The organism is Rhodococcus sp. NPDC059969 (assembly GCF_042738325.1).
Lineage (GTDB): Bacteria > Actinomycetota > Actinomycetes > Mycobacteriales > Mycobacteriaceae > Rhodococcus_F.
Genome location: NZ_JBHWUF010000001.1, coordinates 1,725,384 through 1,743,494, shown reverse-complemented (window position 1 = coordinate 1,743,494; position 18,111 = coordinate 1,725,384). Strand labels below are relative to the sequence as shown.

General features: G+C 62.5%; 13 protein-coding genes. 12 read left to right on the top strand and 1 reads right to left on the bottom strand.

Translation table 11 applies throughout. The features are described from left to right. Positions 1 to 255: 255 nt before the first annotated feature. A complete protein-coding gene (locus ACFWAD_RS08140; protein WP_378531732.1) occupies positions 256 to 873 on the bottom strand; it encodes a TetR/AcrR family transcriptional regulator in 618 nt (205 codons plus the stop codon). Between the two features lie 100 nt (positions 874 to 973). Between ACFWAD_RS08140 and ACFWAD_RS08135 the strand changes: the two genes are divergently transcribed. The 12 genes from ACFWAD_RS08135 (at position 974) to ACFWAD_RS08080 (ending at position 18,101) form a co-directional block, all read left to right on the top strand. Next, on the top strand, positions 974 to 1,888 hold the full coding sequence (locus ACFWAD_RS08135) for an SDR family NAD(P)-dependent oxidoreductase (protein ID WP_378531730.1): 915 nt from the start codon (positions 974 to 976) through the stop codon (positions 1,886 to 1,888). A 49-nt stretch (positions 1,889 to 1,937) separates the two neighbouring features. Next, positions 1,938 to 3,539, top strand: coding sequence for a PucR family transcriptional regulator (locus tag ACFWAD_RS08130; RefSeq protein WP_378542679.1), 1,602 nt, complete (start codon positions 1,938 to 1,940; stop codon positions 3,537 to 3,539). Positions 3,540 to 3,684: 145 nt separating this feature from the next. Then, entirely contained in the window at positions 3,685 to 5,283 is a 1,599-nt protein-coding gene (locus tag ACFWAD_RS08125; protein ID WP_378531726.1) for an ABC transporter substrate-binding protein, read from the top strand. Between the two features lie 226 nt (positions 5,284 to 5,509). Continuing rightward, on the top strand, positions 5,510 to 7,114 hold the full coding sequence (locus tag ACFWAD_RS08120) for an ABC transporter substrate-binding protein (protein WP_378542677.1): 1,605 nt from the start codon (positions 5,510 to 5,512) through the stop codon (positions 7,112 to 7,114). Positions 7,115 to 7,174: 60 nt separating this feature from the next. Continuing rightward, on the top strand, positions 7,175 to 8,188 hold the full coding sequence (locus tag ACFWAD_RS08115) for an ABC transporter permease (RefSeq protein WP_378542675.1): 1,014 nt from the start codon (positions 7,175 to 7,177) through the stop codon (positions 8,186 to 8,188). A 1-nt stretch (position 8,189) separates the two neighbouring features. Beyond that, positions 8,190 to 10,070: a dipeptide/oligopeptide/nickel ABC transporter permease/ATP-binding protein gene (locus tag ACFWAD_RS08110; protein ID WP_378542673.1), complete on the top strand. Its 1,881-nt coding sequence runs from the start codon at positions 8,190 to 8,192 to the stop codon at positions 10,068 to 10,070. Beyond that, positions 10,067 to 10,858, top strand: a complete 792-nt coding sequence (locus tag ACFWAD_RS08105; protein WP_003940215.1) for an ABC transporter ATP-binding protein — start codon at positions 10,067 to 10,069, stop codon at positions 10,856 to 10,858. The genes ACFWAD_RS08110 and ACFWAD_RS08105 overlap by 4 nt, the downstream gene beginning before the upstream one ends. Further along, positions 10,855 to 14,214: a serine hydrolase gene (locus tag ACFWAD_RS08100; protein ID WP_378542671.1), complete on the top strand. Its 3,360-nt coding sequence runs from the start codon at positions 10,855 to 10,857 to the stop codon at positions 14,212 to 14,214. Before ACFWAD_RS08105 ends, ACFWAD_RS08100 begins: the two co-directional genes overlap by 4 nt. Further along, positions 14,211 to 15,374, top strand: coding sequence for a M20/M25/M40 family metallo-hydrolase (locus tag ACFWAD_RS08095; protein WP_378446708.1), 1,164 nt, complete (start codon positions 14,211 to 14,213; stop codon positions 15,372 to 15,374). Before ACFWAD_RS08100 ends, ACFWAD_RS08095 begins: the two co-directional genes overlap by 4 nt. Then, on the top strand, positions 15,352 to 16,173 hold the full coding sequence (locus tag ACFWAD_RS08090) for a GNAT family N-acetyltransferase (protein ID WP_378542669.1): 822 nt from the start codon (positions 15,352 to 15,354) through the stop codon (positions 16,171 to 16,173). Before ACFWAD_RS08095 ends, ACFWAD_RS08090 begins: the two co-directional genes overlap by 23 nt. Beyond that, entirely contained in the window at positions 16,163 to 17,296 is a 1,134-nt protein-coding gene (gene menC, locus ACFWAD_RS08085; RefSeq protein ID WP_378446709.1) for an o-succinylbenzoate synthase, read from the top strand. The genes ACFWAD_RS08090 and menC overlap by 11 nt, the downstream gene beginning before the upstream one ends. A gap of 124 nt (positions 17,297 to 17,420) precedes the next feature. Then, positions 17,421 to 18,101, top strand: a complete 681-nt coding sequence (locus tag ACFWAD_RS08080) for a 3'-5' exonuclease (RefSeq protein ID WP_317551954.1) — start codon at positions 17,421 to 17,423, stop codon at positions 18,099 to 18,101. Positions 18,102 to 18,111: the final 10 nt, after the last annotated feature.

The window sequence follows — 18,111 nt, the reverse complement described above, 5'->3', positions numbered from 1 at the left end:
CCGATGAACACACGATGAAGCTGCAGCAAAATACCGGATCAAACCGGGCGGCTACAGCTTCAGTTGGTACTCGGAGGTTGGCCACGCATTACAGCCACACCTCCTCTTCCCTGAATTCCTGCGCAAGTCCGCGCACGACGCCAACATGCTACCCCGACTGCCAGGGCTCGACAAACCGCACGACAAACCGAACGCCAAGCCGCAGGACCGCCCGAAACGGCCGAAGGAAACCCGCACGGTGAATGCAGCTTTCAGTCAGCTCGCGGCGCGCAATCCGCCGACCAAGAGTTCGACGATCTGGTCCGCCAACGACTCCGTCTCCGCCAACGTCTGCCCTTCACGCCTTCGGTACCAGAGGTCGATGCCGTTGAGACTGCTGAGGAGTACTTTTGCCGCCATTCGAGGTGAACCCGCACGAATGGAACCATCCGCGACACCTTCGGTCATCACGTCGACGAACAGATTCTCGTAGTCGAGCCGCAGAGAATTCAGTTCCACCAGGACTTGCTGTTGCCTCGGTTTGAGCGCCGAGTTCATCTGGCCCCGGACCCCCTGGTGGATCGTGTGGTGATACCCGAGATGTGTCATGAGATTGACCAGGTGGGCGTGCGACATCGCTTCGAGACGCGCGAGGCCGCTGTCTGCGACGTCCATCCGAGCCTCGACCTCGGCGCGGAGCATGCTCATCCCGCGCTCGTAGATTGCCAGGTAAATGTCGAACTTCGAGCGAAAGTGATAGTAGACAAGACCTTTGGTGGCACCGATCCGATCGGCCAGTAAATCTACAGTCGTGGCCGCGTAACCGTCTTCGGCGAAGGCGTCGGCGGCGCTGGTGATGATCGCGGATCGCACGTCCGGAAAATCACTACTCATTCGACTTCCACTCCCATTCACACTGCCTGCCAGCCCTTGACTGTTTCCACGTTGTCGCATAGTAATACTGAGTAGTATCCCAGATCAGAGAGGTTTTCCAATGTCGTTGGATTTTTCCGGCAAGGTAGCGATCATCACGGGCGCAGGCGGCGGACTCGGCCGTTCACACGCATTGGCCCTCGCGGCACGCGGTGCCCGCGTCGTCGTCAATGACATGGGTGGCTCGGTCAACGGCAGTGGCGGCGCCGATACCGCAGCAGCCAAGGTCGTGGCAGAAATCGTCGAGCTGGGCGGCGAGGCCATCGCGGACCACTGCGACATCACCGATGCCGACGCCGTTGCGGCCATGGTTGCGACGGCCGTGGACAAGTGGGGCCGCGTGGACATCCTCATCAACAACGCCGGAATCCTGCGCGACAAGTCGTTCATCAAGGCCGAGCTCGACGACTTCCGCAAAGTCATCGACGTGCATCTGATGGGTTCCGTCATCTGTTCCAAGGCGGTCTGGCCGCACATGGTCGAACAGAACTACGGACGCATCCTCATGACTACGTCTGCATCGGGAATTTACGGCAACTTCGGCCAGGCGAACTACGGCGCCGCCAAGTCCGGCGTCGTCGGCCTGATGAACGTTCTGTCCATCGAGGGTGAACGCAAGGGCATCCGGGTCAACTCGCTGGCTCCGACCGCCGCGACCCGTATGACCGAAGACCTCCTCGACGAGAAGACTCTCGCTCTGCTTGCACCCGAATCGATTTCACCCGGCGCACTGTTCATGGTCTCCGACGATGCGCCAACCAAGACCATCCTCAGCGCCGGCGCCGGCGTCTTCGCGATCGCTCGCATGGAAGAGTCGCAGGGCGTGTACATCCCCGAAAGCGCACTCTCGCCCGAGGTCGTTGCCGAGCGGTGGGCCGAGATCAGTGACATGACGAATTCCGTTCAGGTACCCGCGGCATTCGATCAGACCCGCCGGTTCGTCGAGAAGGCTGTAGCGGAGCAGCCGACCAACTGAGCAGGGCAACCAGCCAACTGATCGACCATGCTCCCCCTAAGGTGTGGTGGTGACCACACCCACGGGAGTATCGATCGTCGACATCGTCGACAGACTGGGAATGACGTTCCTCAGCGGTGGCGACACCGTCGACGGCGCCCGCACTGTCAGCCGCGTGACCCTGCATGAAGGGTCCGAAGCTACGCAGGACAGTGCGGGCGCAGTCGTGCTCGGTGCAGGTCTCGCCGGCTCGGCCGATATCGCAACGGCGGTAAGAGAATACGGCTCGGCAGGCGCGGTAGCACTGATCGTCAAGGAACCTCTGGACTTCGACGGACTCGTCGAGCAGGCGGTAGCCGACACCGACGTCGCGCTCCTCGGAATGGTCAAGGATGCGAGCTGGCTCCAAAGTGCGTTGTTGATCAACGAGATCCTCGAATCCGGCAACAACGGGGACCGCACGACGGCCGCCGATGCCGACCTGTTCGATCTCGCCAACTCGATCGCTCAGGTGATGAACGGCCCCGTCACCATCGAGAACCAGTCGAGCCGGATCCTCGCGTTCTCGGCGGATCAAGCTTTCGGCGACGAGGCACGCAAACAGAGTGTCCTCGGACATCAAGTGCCGCAGCACTATTCCGACCGACTCAGGTCCATGGGGTACTTCAACAAGATCTACGGCTCGGCCCTTCCGGTCTTTCTACCGGGAATCGGGCCGGGCATCAGGCCCCGAGTCGGCATGCGAATACATGCGGCATCTCAAATCCTCGGTTCGATCTGGGTGATCCTGGACGAGGAGCCGAACGAATTGCAGGTCAAAACGCTCGTCGAGGCGGCGGGCGCGGCCGCCATGAGTTTGCTTCGCGCCAAACTGGCCGCGGATTCGGCACGACGGCTGAGGCTGGGTGAGGTGATCACACTACTCAGTGGCGGTACTTCGGCCAAGGAAGCGGCCGAGCGACTTGGCTACGGTCGTTCGAAGGCAACCGTGCTGGCGGCCGGCTTCCGTGGCGGCGCCGGCGCATCGTTGGAGGCGGAAGCCGACGTCGATCAACTGGCCCTGACACTCAATACCTATCTCCACCAGGTATTTCCACTCTCGGTGGCGGCAGCGATCGGTGGCACCGTCTACGCCGTCATCCCACACACCCGGCATCAGACCGACGACGACTACGTGCGCCGGATCGCGTCGGAGTTCGCAGACCGTTCCCGTTCGGAGAAGTCGGTGGTCATCGGAATCGGCGCAACGGTGGCCGACGTGATGACGCTGGAGAAGTCACGCGACGAAGCCGACCGAGCGCTTCGCGTTCTGAGATCGACGTGGAATTCCTCGGGCCGGACCGTCGCGCGTGCCGACGACGTGCAGATCAATTCCCTGCTTCTGCGCCTCTCCGACGCCCTGGCGGACGAGAACGAGACCGCGTCGGGTCCACTCGCCGTGCTAGGTGAATACGACCGCACGCACGACATCAACCTCGTCGACACTCTCCGCGCCTGGCTCGACACGTTCGGCGACATTCCGGCGGCTGCCTCCTTGGTTCACATCCACGTCAACACGTTCCGGTACCGCCTCAAGAAGCTCGCCGGAATCGCCGGCATCGATCTCGACGACCCCGAGACCCGATTCAGCCTGATGCTTCAGATTCGTCTCTTCTATCCGGCGACGTCGTAGCGATCTACCAAATCTCACGGAACCTTCGTAGATTCGGACGATGCTCTCCTTCTTTCGTTGGGTGAAGATTCATGCAATCGTCTTTTGCTCCCCACTCGAGAGATCACGCGTCGCTCGGGTCGGGACTTCATCTTCCGGAGGCACCATGAAACAACGGTCCTACGCACTACTGGCTGCAGCAACCGGCACCGTTCTAGCTCTGACCGCGTGCTCGTCGGGCGGATCGTCGGGTTCGGGCGGTAGTGAGCCCCTCACCGACGGCACCTTCAAATTTGCACTCGTGGCCGACCCCGGCGCTCTGAATCCGCTGATGACTGCCGCTTCACCGGCACACTCACTGGCACGTCTGAGCTACGACTATCTGCTCAACCCAGATCCCGATACCGGCGTCACCAAGCCGTGGTTGGCCGAAAAATGGGAAGAGACAACTACTTCCGCGTCGTTCACCATTCGCGATGGCGTCACCTGTACGGACGGATCCGCCCTGACGGCACAGACTGTCGCAGACAACGTCAACTTCATCACCAACGCCGCAAACAAATCCGCTCTCCGCGGGGTGTACGCACCGGCAACGGCGAGCGCCACCGCCGACCTGGCAACACGGACAGTGACGGTTACAACTCCGGAGCCCTCTCCGTTCTTGCTCCTCAATCTGGCGCGGATTCCGATCATGTGCGAGGCGGGGTTGAAGGATCCGACGGCGGCAAACAAGACGACCATCGGATCGGGCATGTTCCAAATGACGGAGGCCGTGGCAAACGATCACTACTCGTACGTCCGGCGCGACGGATACAACTGGGGACCTGACGACACCACCTCCGACACTGCCGGAGTGCCCAAGAATGTCGTCGCGTCCATCGTGGCCAATACGAGTACGTCGGCGAATCAGCTGTTGTCCGGTGATCTGAATGCCGCCGCCGTCTCCGGCGCCGATCAGGACCGGTTGAATGCCGCGAACCTGAACACGGTCAAGCAGCCGGCTCCGGCGGGCGAGATGTTCTTCAATCACAGCCCGGGTAATCCGACCAGCGATCCGGCTGTGCGCAAGGCCCTTGTCCAGGCGCTCAATCTCGACGACCTCGCCGAGATCTTCACCGCCGGCCGCGGAACCCGGTCTACCACGATGGTGTCCATCGAACCGCGGGCCTGCATCTACGACTCTGTCGCCGGAAACCTGCCGGCCTTCGATACCAGCGCAGCCGCAGCAACTCTCGAATCTGCGGGCTGGAAAATCGGTGCCGACGGTAAGCGCAGCAAGGACGGCACACCGCTCCGACTTCGGATGGTCTACGAAACATTCGGTGACTCGACCGATGCTGCCGCCGACGTCGCACTCAACGCGTGGAACAATCTCGGCGCAACTGTCGAACTCACCAGCGGAGACTCGAACAAGATCCTCGATGTAGCACTCAGCGGCAAGGACAACACCGCGTGGGACGTTGCGTGGGAGCCGATCAACGTCGCGCTGCCCAGCATGCTCGTGCCCTTCCTCTCCGGTCCGGTGCCGGCTGCGGGACTCAATTTCTCGTCGATCTCCAACCCTGCCTACGACGCAGCCGTCGCCAAGGCTTCCGGACTGACCGGCGAGGATGCTTGTGCCGCTTGGGCAGACGCCGAATCGGAGATCATCAAAGCAAACTCAGCGGTACCTTTTGCCGACAAGATCACGACTCTCTACTTCAACAATGCGGGTCTGGCATTCGGCCGTAATTTCACCGGTTCGGCCCTGCGCCTGTACCAGTAGACGACGGCAGCGACCGGGGAAATCGTTCTGTTTCGCCGGTCGCTGTCGGGATACGGACAGGTATTCACTGATCATGCCGATTTTCGTGGGAGCGGACGAAAATCGACCCGATTTTCGTGAGGATCGACAGAGATGCGCGTCACGTCATACGCCAAGATTTAGCAGTCAACACTCAACCGCGCCCTCTCGAACTTCGCTCGGGCACCAGCTCCATCCCGGAGGCACCATGAAACACCGCTCCTATCCAACACTCGCAGCAGCCGCGGGGCTCGCTCTCGTGTTGTCCGCTTGTGGCTCGGGAGGGACGTCCTCGGGCGCCAGTGGCGGTGAACCGGCCACGGACGGGACCTTCCGTTTTGCGATGCAGGCAGATCCGGGCGCACTCAATCCGATCATGGCGGCGTCCTCGGCAACTGGCGAAATGTCGAAGTTGGCGTACGACTACCTGATCTACCAGGATCCCGAGACCAGTGAAATCAAACCGTGGTTGGCAGAGAAGTGGGAAGAAACCCCCACCTCCGCGTCCTTCACCATTCGTGAAGGCGTGACCTGTACCGACGGGTCGACGCTGACCCCGCAGACCGTTGCCGACAACATCAACTTCGTGGCCAATCCGGACAACGGTTCACAGTTGCGCGGCCAGACCGTGCCGACCGGTGCTACTGCAACTGCCGATCCCGCGACCCGCACCGTCACGGTGACCACTGTGGCGCCAAGCCCGTTCCTGCTTCTCAACGTCGGTGCCCGCCTAGCGATCATGTGTGACGCCGGACTCGCGGACCCGGCCGCGTCGAACAAGAAGTCGCTCGGTACCGGCATGTTCGAACTCACCGAAGTTGTCCCCAACGACCACTACACGTTCCAGCGTCGTGAGGGCTACAACTGGGGCCCTGACGGCACCACCTCCGACACCCCCGGTGTCCCCAAGACGGTTGTCGCCGCCATGGCACCCAATGTCAGCACCGCCGCCAACCAGCTGCTCTCAGGTGAGCTCAATGCTGCACCGATCGGTGGCCCGGACAAGGACCGCGTCGACGCCGCAAACCTGGACTCTGTCCTGAGGCCGAATCCCGCCGGTCAGATGTACTTCAATCAGATCGCCAGCAATCCCACCAGTGATCCCGCAGTGCGCAAGGCACTGATCCAGGCGGTCAATCTCGACGACCTGACTCAGGTCATCACTGCGGGGCGCGGTGTCCGGGCAACCAGTCTCGTAGGCGTCGAACCGCGCGCCTGTGTCTACGATTCGGTCGAGGGCAATGTTCCTGACTTCGATCTGACTGCAGCAAAGGCAACCCTGGACGCGGCGGGTTGGACTGCCGGCGCAGATGGCAAGCGAAGCAAGGACGGAAAGTCGCTGAACCTTCGCCTGGTCTACGACGGCACCGACGATCCGCGCAACGCAGCAGCCGAACTTGCTCAGTCGGCGTGGTCCGAACTCGGTGCAAACGTCGAGGTGACCGGTGGTGACTCGAACAAGATCATCGACGTCATTCTGAGCGGCAAGGACAACTCTGCCTGGGACATCGCGTGGGTCCAGATCAACACTCCGCTCCCCAGCACCTTCGCCGCGTACTTCGCCGGGCCGATTCCCGCAGCAGGCAAGAACTTCGCGTCGGTCAGCAACCCCGCATACGAAGCAGCAGCGACGAAGGCTTCCGGCCTGACCGGCGACGCTGCTTGTGATGCCTGGGCCGACGCCGAGTCGGAGATCACCAAGTCGTTCTCCGCTGTGCCCTTCGCCGACTCAGTCATGAACGTGTACTTCAACAAAGCTGGGCTCGCATTCGGTAAGTCGTACACCGGTTCTGCGTTGCGTCTGTACCAGTAGGCAGCATCCCGCACTGAATCTCTTCCCGCCCCAGCATCCCGCCCTCCGGAAAGACAGCCCATGAGTCAAACTATTGAAGCCGCGAAACCAGAAGCGGCGCCTCAGGCTCGAGCAAAGTGGCTCGAGTCCGACAGCTGGCCCGCATATCTGCTGCGTCGTTTCGGCACCTTCGTGATTTCACTCTGGGCGCTGGTGACTGCGGCGTTCCTGATGCTCCAACTGATTCCGGGAGACCCGGTTCGGTTGGCACTGGGAATGAACGCACCGGTCGAACTGGTGGAGACAACGAGGTCTCAGCTCGGTTACGACCTTCCCCTGTGGCAGCAGTACTTCCGATTCGTCGGCGGGTTGCTGAGCGGGAATCCCGGTGACTCGATCACCTTGAGGACTCCGGTCTTCGAGGTGATCGCGTCCCGCCTACCGGCAACACTCGAACTGGCTGTACTCACAGTCGTCACGGTGCTGCTGGTGGGCATTCCGATCGGCCTCATCTTCGCTGCACTGACCCGCAACGGTCGACGACGCGGAGTCGAGATCGGTTACACCGCAACGTCGGGCACCATCGCCGTGATCCCCGAGTTCATGTTCGGTACGGCGCTGGTCTACCTCTTTGCCGTCACGTTCCCTGTTCTGCCCGTCGCCGGCCGCGGTGGACCGGAAAGCTACATCCTTCCGGTCGCGGCCATGTCGATCGGTGCCATCGCCTCGATGTCGCGCATCGTCCGTGCAGAGGCGCTCGGCGTGTTGGACATGGATTACATCCGCACCGCACGCGCCAAGCGAATGACGGTGGCGCGAATCTACTTCCGTCATGCAATGCCCAACCTCATGACGTCGACACTGACGCTTGCCGGACTCCTCCTGGGTGGTCTGATTGCCGGCACCGTGCTCATCGAGAGCATCTTCGCCTGGCCCGGCATGGGCATGGCGCTGGTCAAGTCCATCACCGAGAAGGACTACCCGCTCGCCCAGACGCTGGTCGTGGTCTACGGCGCCATCGTCCTTCTCATCAATTTCATCGTCGACGTGGTGCTCGCTCTCATCGACCCACGATCCACAATTCGGGAGAACTGAGTTGAGCACCTCACCTACGGCCCCCACTGCGGCCCCCAAGACGCCTCCGCGACGACACTGGATCGTCGGAACGTTTCGCACCCCACTGGGAATCCTCGCCCTCACCTTCCTGACCGCTCTGATCGCCCTCGTCATCTTCGGACCGATGATCTGGGGTGACGCCGCCGTCGCGGCCAACCCGAAGGCACTGTCTCAGGGACCGAGTTCCGAGCACATCTTCGGCACCGACGCGGGCGGGCGTGACGTCTTCGCGCGCACGATGACCGCCGCGCGACTGTCGGTGCTCATGGCGCTCGGAGCAGTCGCGCTCGGTGTCACACTCGGCCTGATCCTCGGTACGCTCCCGACGCTCGCTCCCCGGTGGGTCGGACGAATGGTCGTGGCATTCCTCAACTTCGCCATCGCGTTCCCCGGTCTCCTTCTGGCCATCTTCCTGTTGGTCGTTCTCGGACAGGGTGCTGGCAGCGCGGTGATCGCCATCGGTCTCGCCCTGGCCTCGCCGTTCGCGAGGTTGACGTACGCGCTGGCTTCCTCGGTCAACGGACGCGACTTCATCGACGCAGCTCGCATCCTCGGGGTCACCAAGCCCGGGTTGTTGTTCCGCCACATTCTCCCCAACATCCGTGAACCACTCATCGTCAACGCCAGCATCGCTGTCGGCAGCGGCCTTGTGGTCTTCGCCGGACTCTCGTTCCTCGGCTTGGGCATTCAGCCGCCCGCGTTCGACTGGGGCCGGATGCTCAACGAAGGCCTGTCGAAGATCTTCGTCAACCCGGCCACCGCACTTGCTCCCGGCATCGCCGTCGTGCTCGCCGGTTTGACCTTCACGTTGCTCGGCGAGGCCATTGCGCGCGGTGCGGGAGTTCGCAGCCCGATCAGCAGTCGTCTGCCGAAGTGGAAGCCGATCAATGCACGCACAGCTCAGACGGATTCGACGCCCAGCGACGAAGACGCGGTTCTGACCGTTCGCAACATGTCCGTCGCGGTCCCCGCGGGTGACCACTGGCGTCGCCCCGTCGACAACATCAGTTTTACAGTTCATCGCGGCGAAACCGTGGGCATCGTCGGTGAATCCGGCTCCGGAAAGTCACTGAGTTGCATGGCAATCGCGCAGCTGACCGACCACCCCACCGTGGTCGACGCCGGGCTCATCGAGTTCGACGGCACCGTGCTGATGAAGGACGGGAAGCGGCCGGACGACGCGGCTTCGCGCAAGGTTGCCCGCCAACTCGGCACGCGCATGGCGATGGTGTTCCAGGATCCGATGTCGTCCATGAATCCGTCACTCAAGGTCGGATACCAGGTCGCCGAGATCGGTTGGCTCCACGAAGGTATGAGCAAGGCCGACGCGAAGAAGGCGGCAGTCGAGCGACTGAACGCCGTCAAGATCCCCGACGCGACCAGGCGCGCGAAGCAGTACCCCCACGAGTTCTCCGGCGGTATGCGTCAGCGCGCGATGATCGCCATGGGTCTGATGGGCAAGCCCGCTCTGATCATCGCGGACGAACCCACCACTGCGCTCGACGTGACCGTTCAGCGTGAGGTCCTCGGACTGCTCCACGAGGTTCGCGAAGAAACCGGCGCCGCAATCCTTCTCATTTCGCACGACATGGCCGTCATCACCGGCATGTGCACCCGTGTCCTGGTCATGTTTGCCGGCGAAATCGTCGAAGACATCGCAGTCGACGATCTGACTGCCGGTCGTGCAAAGCATCCGTACACCCGCGCGCTGATCGCCGCAGTCCCCACCATGAGCACCGATCGCGACAAGCCGCTTGCCACCGTCGACGAAGCCTGGCAGGTGGAGAGCCTCGACGCCGAGGAGAGCACCGCCGACATCGAGTTGGAAGAACTGTTGGCTGTTGCAGAGGAGATCCGATGAGCAGGCTCGAATTCCGTGACGTCAACGTCCACCTCGGAAGCGGTTCGAAAAAATTCCACGCTGTCAAGAACATCAATCTCGACATCCCCTCCGGATCGGTGGTCGGTCTCGTCGGTGAATCGGGTTCCGGAAAGTCGACACTGGCGCGAGCAACTGTCGGCCTGGCCGAGCCCAGTTCCGGCCAGATCCTTCTCGACGGTGTGGACGTCGCTCACGCCCGCGGCGCGACGGCTCGTCTGCGCCACCGGATCCAGATGGTCTTCCAGGATCCGTACTCGTGCCTCGATCCGAGAATGACCATCGGCCAGTCATTGGCCGAGGCGCTGCGATCCACCGAGCGTCGTGACAAAGCTCGCCGCAGCCGCGGTGACCGCGCTGCCGAGGTGGCTCGACTCCTCACCACCGTCCAACTGCCGGTGGAGAAGGCGCACGAATACCCGTCGTCGTTGTCGGGTGGTCAGCGCCAACGCGTTGCCCTCGCGCGGGCATTGGCAGCCGCACCGGCAGTCCTGCTTGCCGACGAAATCACCTCCGCTCTGGACGTGTCCGTGCAGGGCGCGGTTCTGAATCTGTTGGTGGATCTGCAGAAGCAGCTGGGTCTGACGGTTCTGTTCGTCAGTCACAACCTGGCGGTGATCCGCTATGTCTGTGACCACGTCGCAGTCATGCTCGGCGGCGAGATCGTCGAACACGGGCCGGTTCTCGACGTGATCGATTCGCCCAAGGAGCCGTACACGGCCAAGCTGTTGTCCGCGATCCCGACCTTCGGGGAGCCGATGTTCCAATGACAACGCCGACCACTCTCGACTCCCCCGCAGCCGTAGCCCGTGCCGAAGAACGTCGTTCGGCGAGGATCCAGGATTACGCGGCCGTGGTTACACCGACCAGCATCGCCGTATCGGCGTCGGGACGCATTGCATACGTACGTACCGAAGCGAATCCGGCCGCGGATACCAACGAGCACTCGATCTGGTTGGCTTCCCCGCAACTACAGCTCACCGCGGGACCTGCCGATACCTCGCCGGCATGGCATCCCGTTTCCACGCTGTTGGTCTTCGTGCGGCCGGATTCCTCGGGCACACAGCAACTGTGGAAGGTCGATGCCACCGGGGGACCCGCCGTTCAGATGACCACCACGGAACAACTCCCGCTCGGCGCTGGGGCACCGGTGTTCTCTCCCGACGGTGCTCGAATCGCCTTCAGTGCCCCGGTCGACCGCACTGCCGCCGGATCGTCACGCCTCTTGGTGGCGAAACGCCTCAACTACAAGGTCGACGGATCCGGCGTCCGGGGCAGCGTTCGTGCGCACCTGTTCGAGTTCGATCTGGCCGCCGGCTCGCTTCGGCAACTGACGGACGGCGATTGGGACGCTTCGCATCCCGCGTACAGTCCCGACGGCACCGAACTTGCTTTCACCGCGGCGATGGACGGCAATGCCGATCTGACACGGGCGAGTTCCGCGTGGACCGTATCGCTGACTGATCTCGCCTCGGCTCCGCGGATGCTGGGGCACGCACGCGGCATCGCCGGACCACTTGCGTGGACACCTGCCGGCGACGCCGTCGTAGCAGTCGGTTGGCACACGCCGATCATTCACACCAACGAACTTCTTGTCCTGCACCGCGACCAGCGAGTGGAAGACCGCAGTCTGACGTCCGAACTCGACCGAAACGTCATGCCTGGCGGGACCGGTTATCCCGGTGGCGCACCGTGTTTCACCGCCGACGGCGACATCGTTTTCTGCATCCGCAACCACGGCTCCACAGAACTTCACAAGGTCGATTTCGGATCAGGCTCCGCCTCACCACTTCTCACCAGAGAACAGAGCGTGGTCTCCGGCCTTGCCTTGACGTCCGGGAAGGCCGTCGTCGCGCTGGCAACGGCGACGTCCTTCGGTGAGGTCGCCGTCATCGATCTCGAGACTCGCGCCGTCGAAACCGTCACCGAATTGAACACGGAACTGACAACTTCCGTCGCGTTCCCAGTCGCCACCGAGCGTTGGTTCGACATCAGCGACGGCGCCCGTGTTCAGGGTTGGATCCTGCGCGACCCGAACGTCACGGGTGCCGGTCCGTTGGTTCTGGACGTCCACGGCGGACCACACAATGCCTGGACCGGAACGCCCACCGTGATGCACGCGTACCACGCGGAACTGGTCGCGCTGGGATACACGGTCTTGATGATCAATCCGCGCGGAAGTGACGGCTACGGAAACGACTTCTTCGACGGCGTGCGGGACGGCTGGGGCGAGGCGGATCGCGCTGACCTGCTCGAACCAGTCGAAACGCTTGTCGCCGAAGGGATTGCTGATCCGAAACAACTGGTGCTCACGGGCTACAGTTACGGCGGATTCATGACCTGCGCCCTGACGTCGGTCACCGATCGGTTTGCCGTCGCAGTCGCCGGTGGCCTCGTCTGCGACATCGCGAACACGGCGGGCCCGTCGGACGAGGGCATCTTGCTGCAGACGGTCGAATTCGACCCGCAGTCATCTCGGGTACAGGAACTTTCGCCGTTGGGGCGAGTCACGAAGGTGACAACACCGACGCTGATACTGCACGGCGGCAGCGATGTCCGGTGCCCGGTCAACCAAGCCGAACAGTGGTTCGGTGGACTGCGTTTGGCCGGCACCCCGACCGAACTGGTGGTCTACCCGGACGCGTCGCATGCCTTCGTGTTGACGGGCCGCCCGTCCCACCGACTGGATTACAGCACCAGGCTGGTCGAGTGGCTCGAACGTCACCTCTCCCCCACGCCGGCACTCATCACGGTCGACCCCGACTACTGGCAGTACCGACTCGACACCCTGAGCGCGAAGTACGGGGTACCCGGTGCCTCGCTGGGAATTTTGACCACAGGTCGCAGCGGATTCGACCGCACCGTGGTCACTTCCGGTGTCGTCAGCACCCGCACCGGTGTCGCGGCCACACCTGACACGTTGTTCCAGATGGGTTCGATCAGCAAGGTCTGGACGGCCACACTGATCATGCAACTCGTCGAAGAAGGACTGCTCGACCTCGATGCACCTGTCCGGAACATCCTGCCGGACTTCGCGGTTGCCGACACGGTAGCCACCGAAACGGTCACGACACGCCACCTGTTGACTCATACCAGTGGCATCGACGGTGACGTCTTCATCGACGGCGGACGCGGCGACGACTGCGTCGAGCGATACGTCGCAGCCCTGACCTCGACGGTGCAACTCTTCGCTCCCGGTACCGATTGGTCCTACTGCAACACCGGCTTCGTCATCGCCGGACGAATCATCGAGGTTCTCCGAGGTAAGAGTTGGGACGCGGTTCTGCGCGAGCGGATCATCGAGCCGCTCGGCCTGACCAAGACCACGACTCTGCCCGAGGAAACGGCACTGCACCGCGCCGCAGTCGGGCACGTCGGCGGCGCCGACAATCTCGAGCAGACACCACAATTCCTCATCCCTCGTTCGATGGGCCCCGCTGGTCTCATCAACAGCACAGCCGAAGACCTACTCCTGTTCGCGCAGGATTCGATGCGCGAGGATCCGGTGCTGCTTCAGCGTTCCACTCATCTGGCGATGCTCGAGGAACGCCGCCAGATCGGTGACGTGTCGTCTGCAGACATCATGGGAACTACGTGGCTGCTGCACAATTGGGGCGGGGTACTGGCGCACGGCCACAACGGCGGAACTCTCGGCCAGCAGTCGTTCTTGCGGGTGGTCCCGTCCTGCGGCATAGCAGTAGTCCTGATGGCCAACGGCGGAGCGATGGACGGTCTCTCGGGCGATCTTCTGGCTGAGGTGATCGCTTCGATCGGCGGCGTCGCCGTGACACCGGCATTCTCGCCTGGTGACCCCCACACCCGCATCACGTCCTCACCCGAGGAACTCGATGCGCTGTGCGGTCTGTACCGCGATGCTGCCGCCGATTTCGTCTTGGAACGGACCGGCAGTTCTCTGACCGCCCGCCGCACCGATCACATCGATCCTTCGCTCAACGCCGAAACGGCAGAGTCCGTCTCTCTCAACCTGATCGAAGTTCACCCTGGAGTGTTCGGGACCCGACTCCCTCAAACATCGAGTTGGATCCGGATCACTTTCTCCGACAACGGGAGTACACAATTGTTACACGTCGGAAGCCGCGCATATCCGCGAGTGAACAACCGATGACCGTTCTCCGCGATCTGGCCGAGCGCCAACTTCCTCAGATCCTCGAGGACGCCATCGCGCTCATCGAAGTCGAGTCGCCGTCTCACGATCTCGAAGCTGTTGCTCGCAGCGCGAAATGGACGTCAGACCTTGTCCACGAACGACTCGGCGTTACACCGGAGTCGATAGTGAGGGAAGGCCGAACCCATCTGGTGACCCGTTTCGGCAGCTCACCGACGCGGCTGATGCTGCTCGGTCACCACGACACCGTGTGGCCGATCGGCACCCTGACGCGCCTGCCCGCAGCCGTCACCGACGGAGCACTTCGAGGTCCTGGCGGCCTCGATATGAAACTTGGTGTTGTTCAGGCGATTCACGCCCTCGCCATCGTTCGAGAGTTGCACGGTGACGATGCACTCGACGGGATCACACTCCTTGTGACCGGTGACGAGGAAATCGGTTCGCCCACGTCGCGGTCCCTCATCGAGGAACTTGCTGCGGGCGCGGTGCTCGTCCTCGAGGCCGGCGGCGACGGCGGTGAACTCAAGACCGTCCGCAAGGGAGTGTCTCTGTATCGGATCCATGTTGCCGGCCGCGCTGCACATGCCGGGTTGGAACCGGAAAAGGGCATCAACTCGGCAGTCGAGCTGGCTCGTCTCGTGATCGCGATCAACGACTTGTCCTCTCCCGCGCAGGCAACCACCGTCACGCCGACCGTCATTTCGGCCGGAACCACCACCAACACGGTTCCGGCAGAAGCATTTGTCGACGTGGACGTGCGCGCAACCAGCGCAGCCGAGCAGGAGCGGGTCGATTCGAATATCCGAGCCCTGCAGGCAATCCACCCCGAAGCAGTAGTAACGGTCTCGGGTGGCGTCAACCGGCCTCCCCTCGAAGCAGCGATGTCCGCACCGTTGCTTGCCTTGGCGGAACGTGTTGCGCTCGAGCATGATCTGACTCCTCCCGTCGGCCTCGCCGTCGGTGGAGCCTCGGACGGAAACTTCACTGCCGGCATCGGCATCCCCACCCTCGACGGCCTCGGTGGCGTCGGCGGCGGTGCACACGCCGAGACCGAGCACGCGCTCGTGTCCGCTATCGCTCCGAGAACGGCGTTGGTTGCGGGCCTTATTCGTTCGATCACGTCTGAAGGGGGCCCTCGTGTCGAAAAGCAAAGCGGTTGAGTTTCGAGAACTGGTCGACACCCGCGAAATAGCCGATCTGTCTGCCGTTTTCGACGAGATCTGGGCAACCAGTCCCGGACCGGCTCATTTCGGCACGGCGATGTTGGTTGCACTCCATCACGGTGGCCATTACGTGGTGGGAGCCTTCTCCGAAGGCGAAATGATCGGCGGTTGTGTCGGATTCTTCGTCGAGCCTCTCGGCGAGGTTCTGCACTCGCACATCGCCGGAGTTCTACCAGGGCATGCAGGCAAGGGAATCGGCCGCGCTCTGAAGCATCATCAGCGGGACTGGTGCATCGAGCGCGGCGTACAAACGATCCGTTGGACTTTCGATCCACTCGTCGCACGAAATGCCTACTTCAACATCCAGCGTCTCGGTGCCGAACCGGCCGAATACAATCCGGATTTCTACGGATCAATGGCAGACGGTATCAATGCCGGCGACGCCAGCGATCGAATGCTGGTCAGTTGGGACCTCGACGCCGATGGAGCTCCGAGTTCGACTGTGGCCGTGAATGATACATTCAAGGTGCTCCAACCCACCGAGGACGGTACACCTCGGATGCTCCCGATCCCACCCGACTGCATCGACATCGCAGTCGGAATACCCCGAGACATAGAGCATCTGAGAACGGTCGACCGCGCCTCCGCCTTTGCCTGGCGACACGCGCTTCGCGAGTACCTCGAACCATTGATCGCCTCGAAGGAATGGCAATCGACCGGCTTCGACCCCAGTGGCTATTACATGTTCACGAAAATCTGCGAGACAACCGGAGAAGAGCAAGTCCATGCACATTGAGTCCGTCGAATTGCGCGAACTGCGCATTCCTCTCGTCTCCCCTTTCACCACGTCATTCAGCACCCAACTCGAGCGCAACACCCTCGTCCTGAAGGTGAGTGGCACCACCGAGGGCCCCAACGGCCCGGTGGAGACTGTCGGATGGGGCGAGTGCGGCTCGCTGAGCGATCCGTACTACAACTCGGAGTACACCGCCGGCGCGCGAGCGATGCTGCGCGAGTATCTCGTTCCGACGCTGCGTAAGTCGCAGTCGGATCAGCCGCTCTCGGCCGAGACCGTCGGCAGCGTGCTTCATCACATCGTGGGTCATCAGATGTCCAAGTCGGCCATCGAAATGGCAATTCTCGATGCTGAATTGCGTGCTCGCGGACAGTCGTTCGCTCGGTACCTCGGTGCCACTCGCACGCGGGTTCCGTCCGGTGTATCCGTCGGTATCCAGGACAGCATTCCGCAGTTGCTCGAGACCGTCGGCAATTACCTGTCGCAGGGTTACGTGCGCATCAAGCTGAAGATCAAGCCGGGCTGGGACATCGAACCTGTCGCAGCAGTGCGCAAGGAGTTCGGCTATGACGTCCCGTTGCAGGTCGACGCGAATGCCGCATACACCCTCGTCGATGCGCAGCTGCTGCGTCGCCTGGACGAATTCGCACTGCTCCTCATCGAACAGCCTTTGGCCGAGGACGATTTGGTGCAGCACGCCAAGCTTGCCCAGTCCCTCTCGACTCCGATCTGCCTCGACGAGTCAGTCGAGTCGGCCAAGGATGCAGCCGACGCCATCACGCTCGGTGCTGCTTCGGTCATCAACATCAAGCCGAGCCGTGTCGGTGGATACCTGGAAGCCAAGCGAATCCACGATCTCGCGTCGGCGCACGGTATTGCGGTGTGGTGCGGCGGAATGCTCGAGACCGGAATCGGCCGCGCTGCCAACGCCGCTCTCGCCGCGCTGGACGGCTTCACACTGCCCGGCGACATCTCGGCGTCCGATCGCTTCTACAAGGAAGACATCACCGAACCGTTTGTCATCGAGGACGGCCACATCGCCGTGCCGCAGGGACCGGGATTCGGTGTGACTCCGCGTGAAGACGTCATGGAGCGCTTCACCGTCGGAACCGAAATTCTGTAGGTTTCCACAGCGTCGACAAACAGTCACCTCCGCCCTCACCGGGCGGAGGTGACTGTTTGTCGTTTGTGTCGGTAGGGAGGTGCATAGTGATTCGGACATGATGCACCGCACCGAAAGGCCCCCGATGAGTAGCTGGTCCGATCGCCCGATCTGCGCGTTCGACCTCGAAACCACGGGACGAGATCCGTCGACCGCTCGTATCGTCAGTGCCTGCGTCGCGGTGATCGACGGTTCGAGTGTCGAAACACGCACGTGGCTACTCGATCCCGGCGTCGACATCCCCGCCGGCGCCTCGGCCATTCACGGCATCAGCACCGAGTTCGCGGCGCAACACGGCCAGAACTACTCCGAGGGCTACGAAGAGATCCGTGAGGCCCTGCACAATTCCTGGGCACGCGATCACGCTGTCGTGGCGTTCAACGCCTCCTATGATCTGACGGTCATGCACGCCGAGGGTCTGCGCATCGGCAAGCCCGCCTTCGTTCCGGGGTTGGTCATCGATCCGTACGTGATCGATCGCGCCATGGACACCTTCCGCAAGGGCAAACGAACGCTCGCGGCCGTGTGCGAGCACTACGGGATTTCCCTCGAGTCGGCCCACGAGGCTGAGGCCGATGCCAAGGCAGCGGCAGCGTTGGCTCGCGAGCTGGCCGTGCGGTTCCCCGACATCCTGGGGCTCGATCTCATGGTCGATCAAGCCGATTGGCACGCCGAGCGCCAGCGTGATTTCGCCGAGTACCTACTCAGCCAGGGGAGGGACGTCGCAGATGTGAACGGCCAGTGGCCAATTCGCATCATCGCCTGACGCCCTCCCC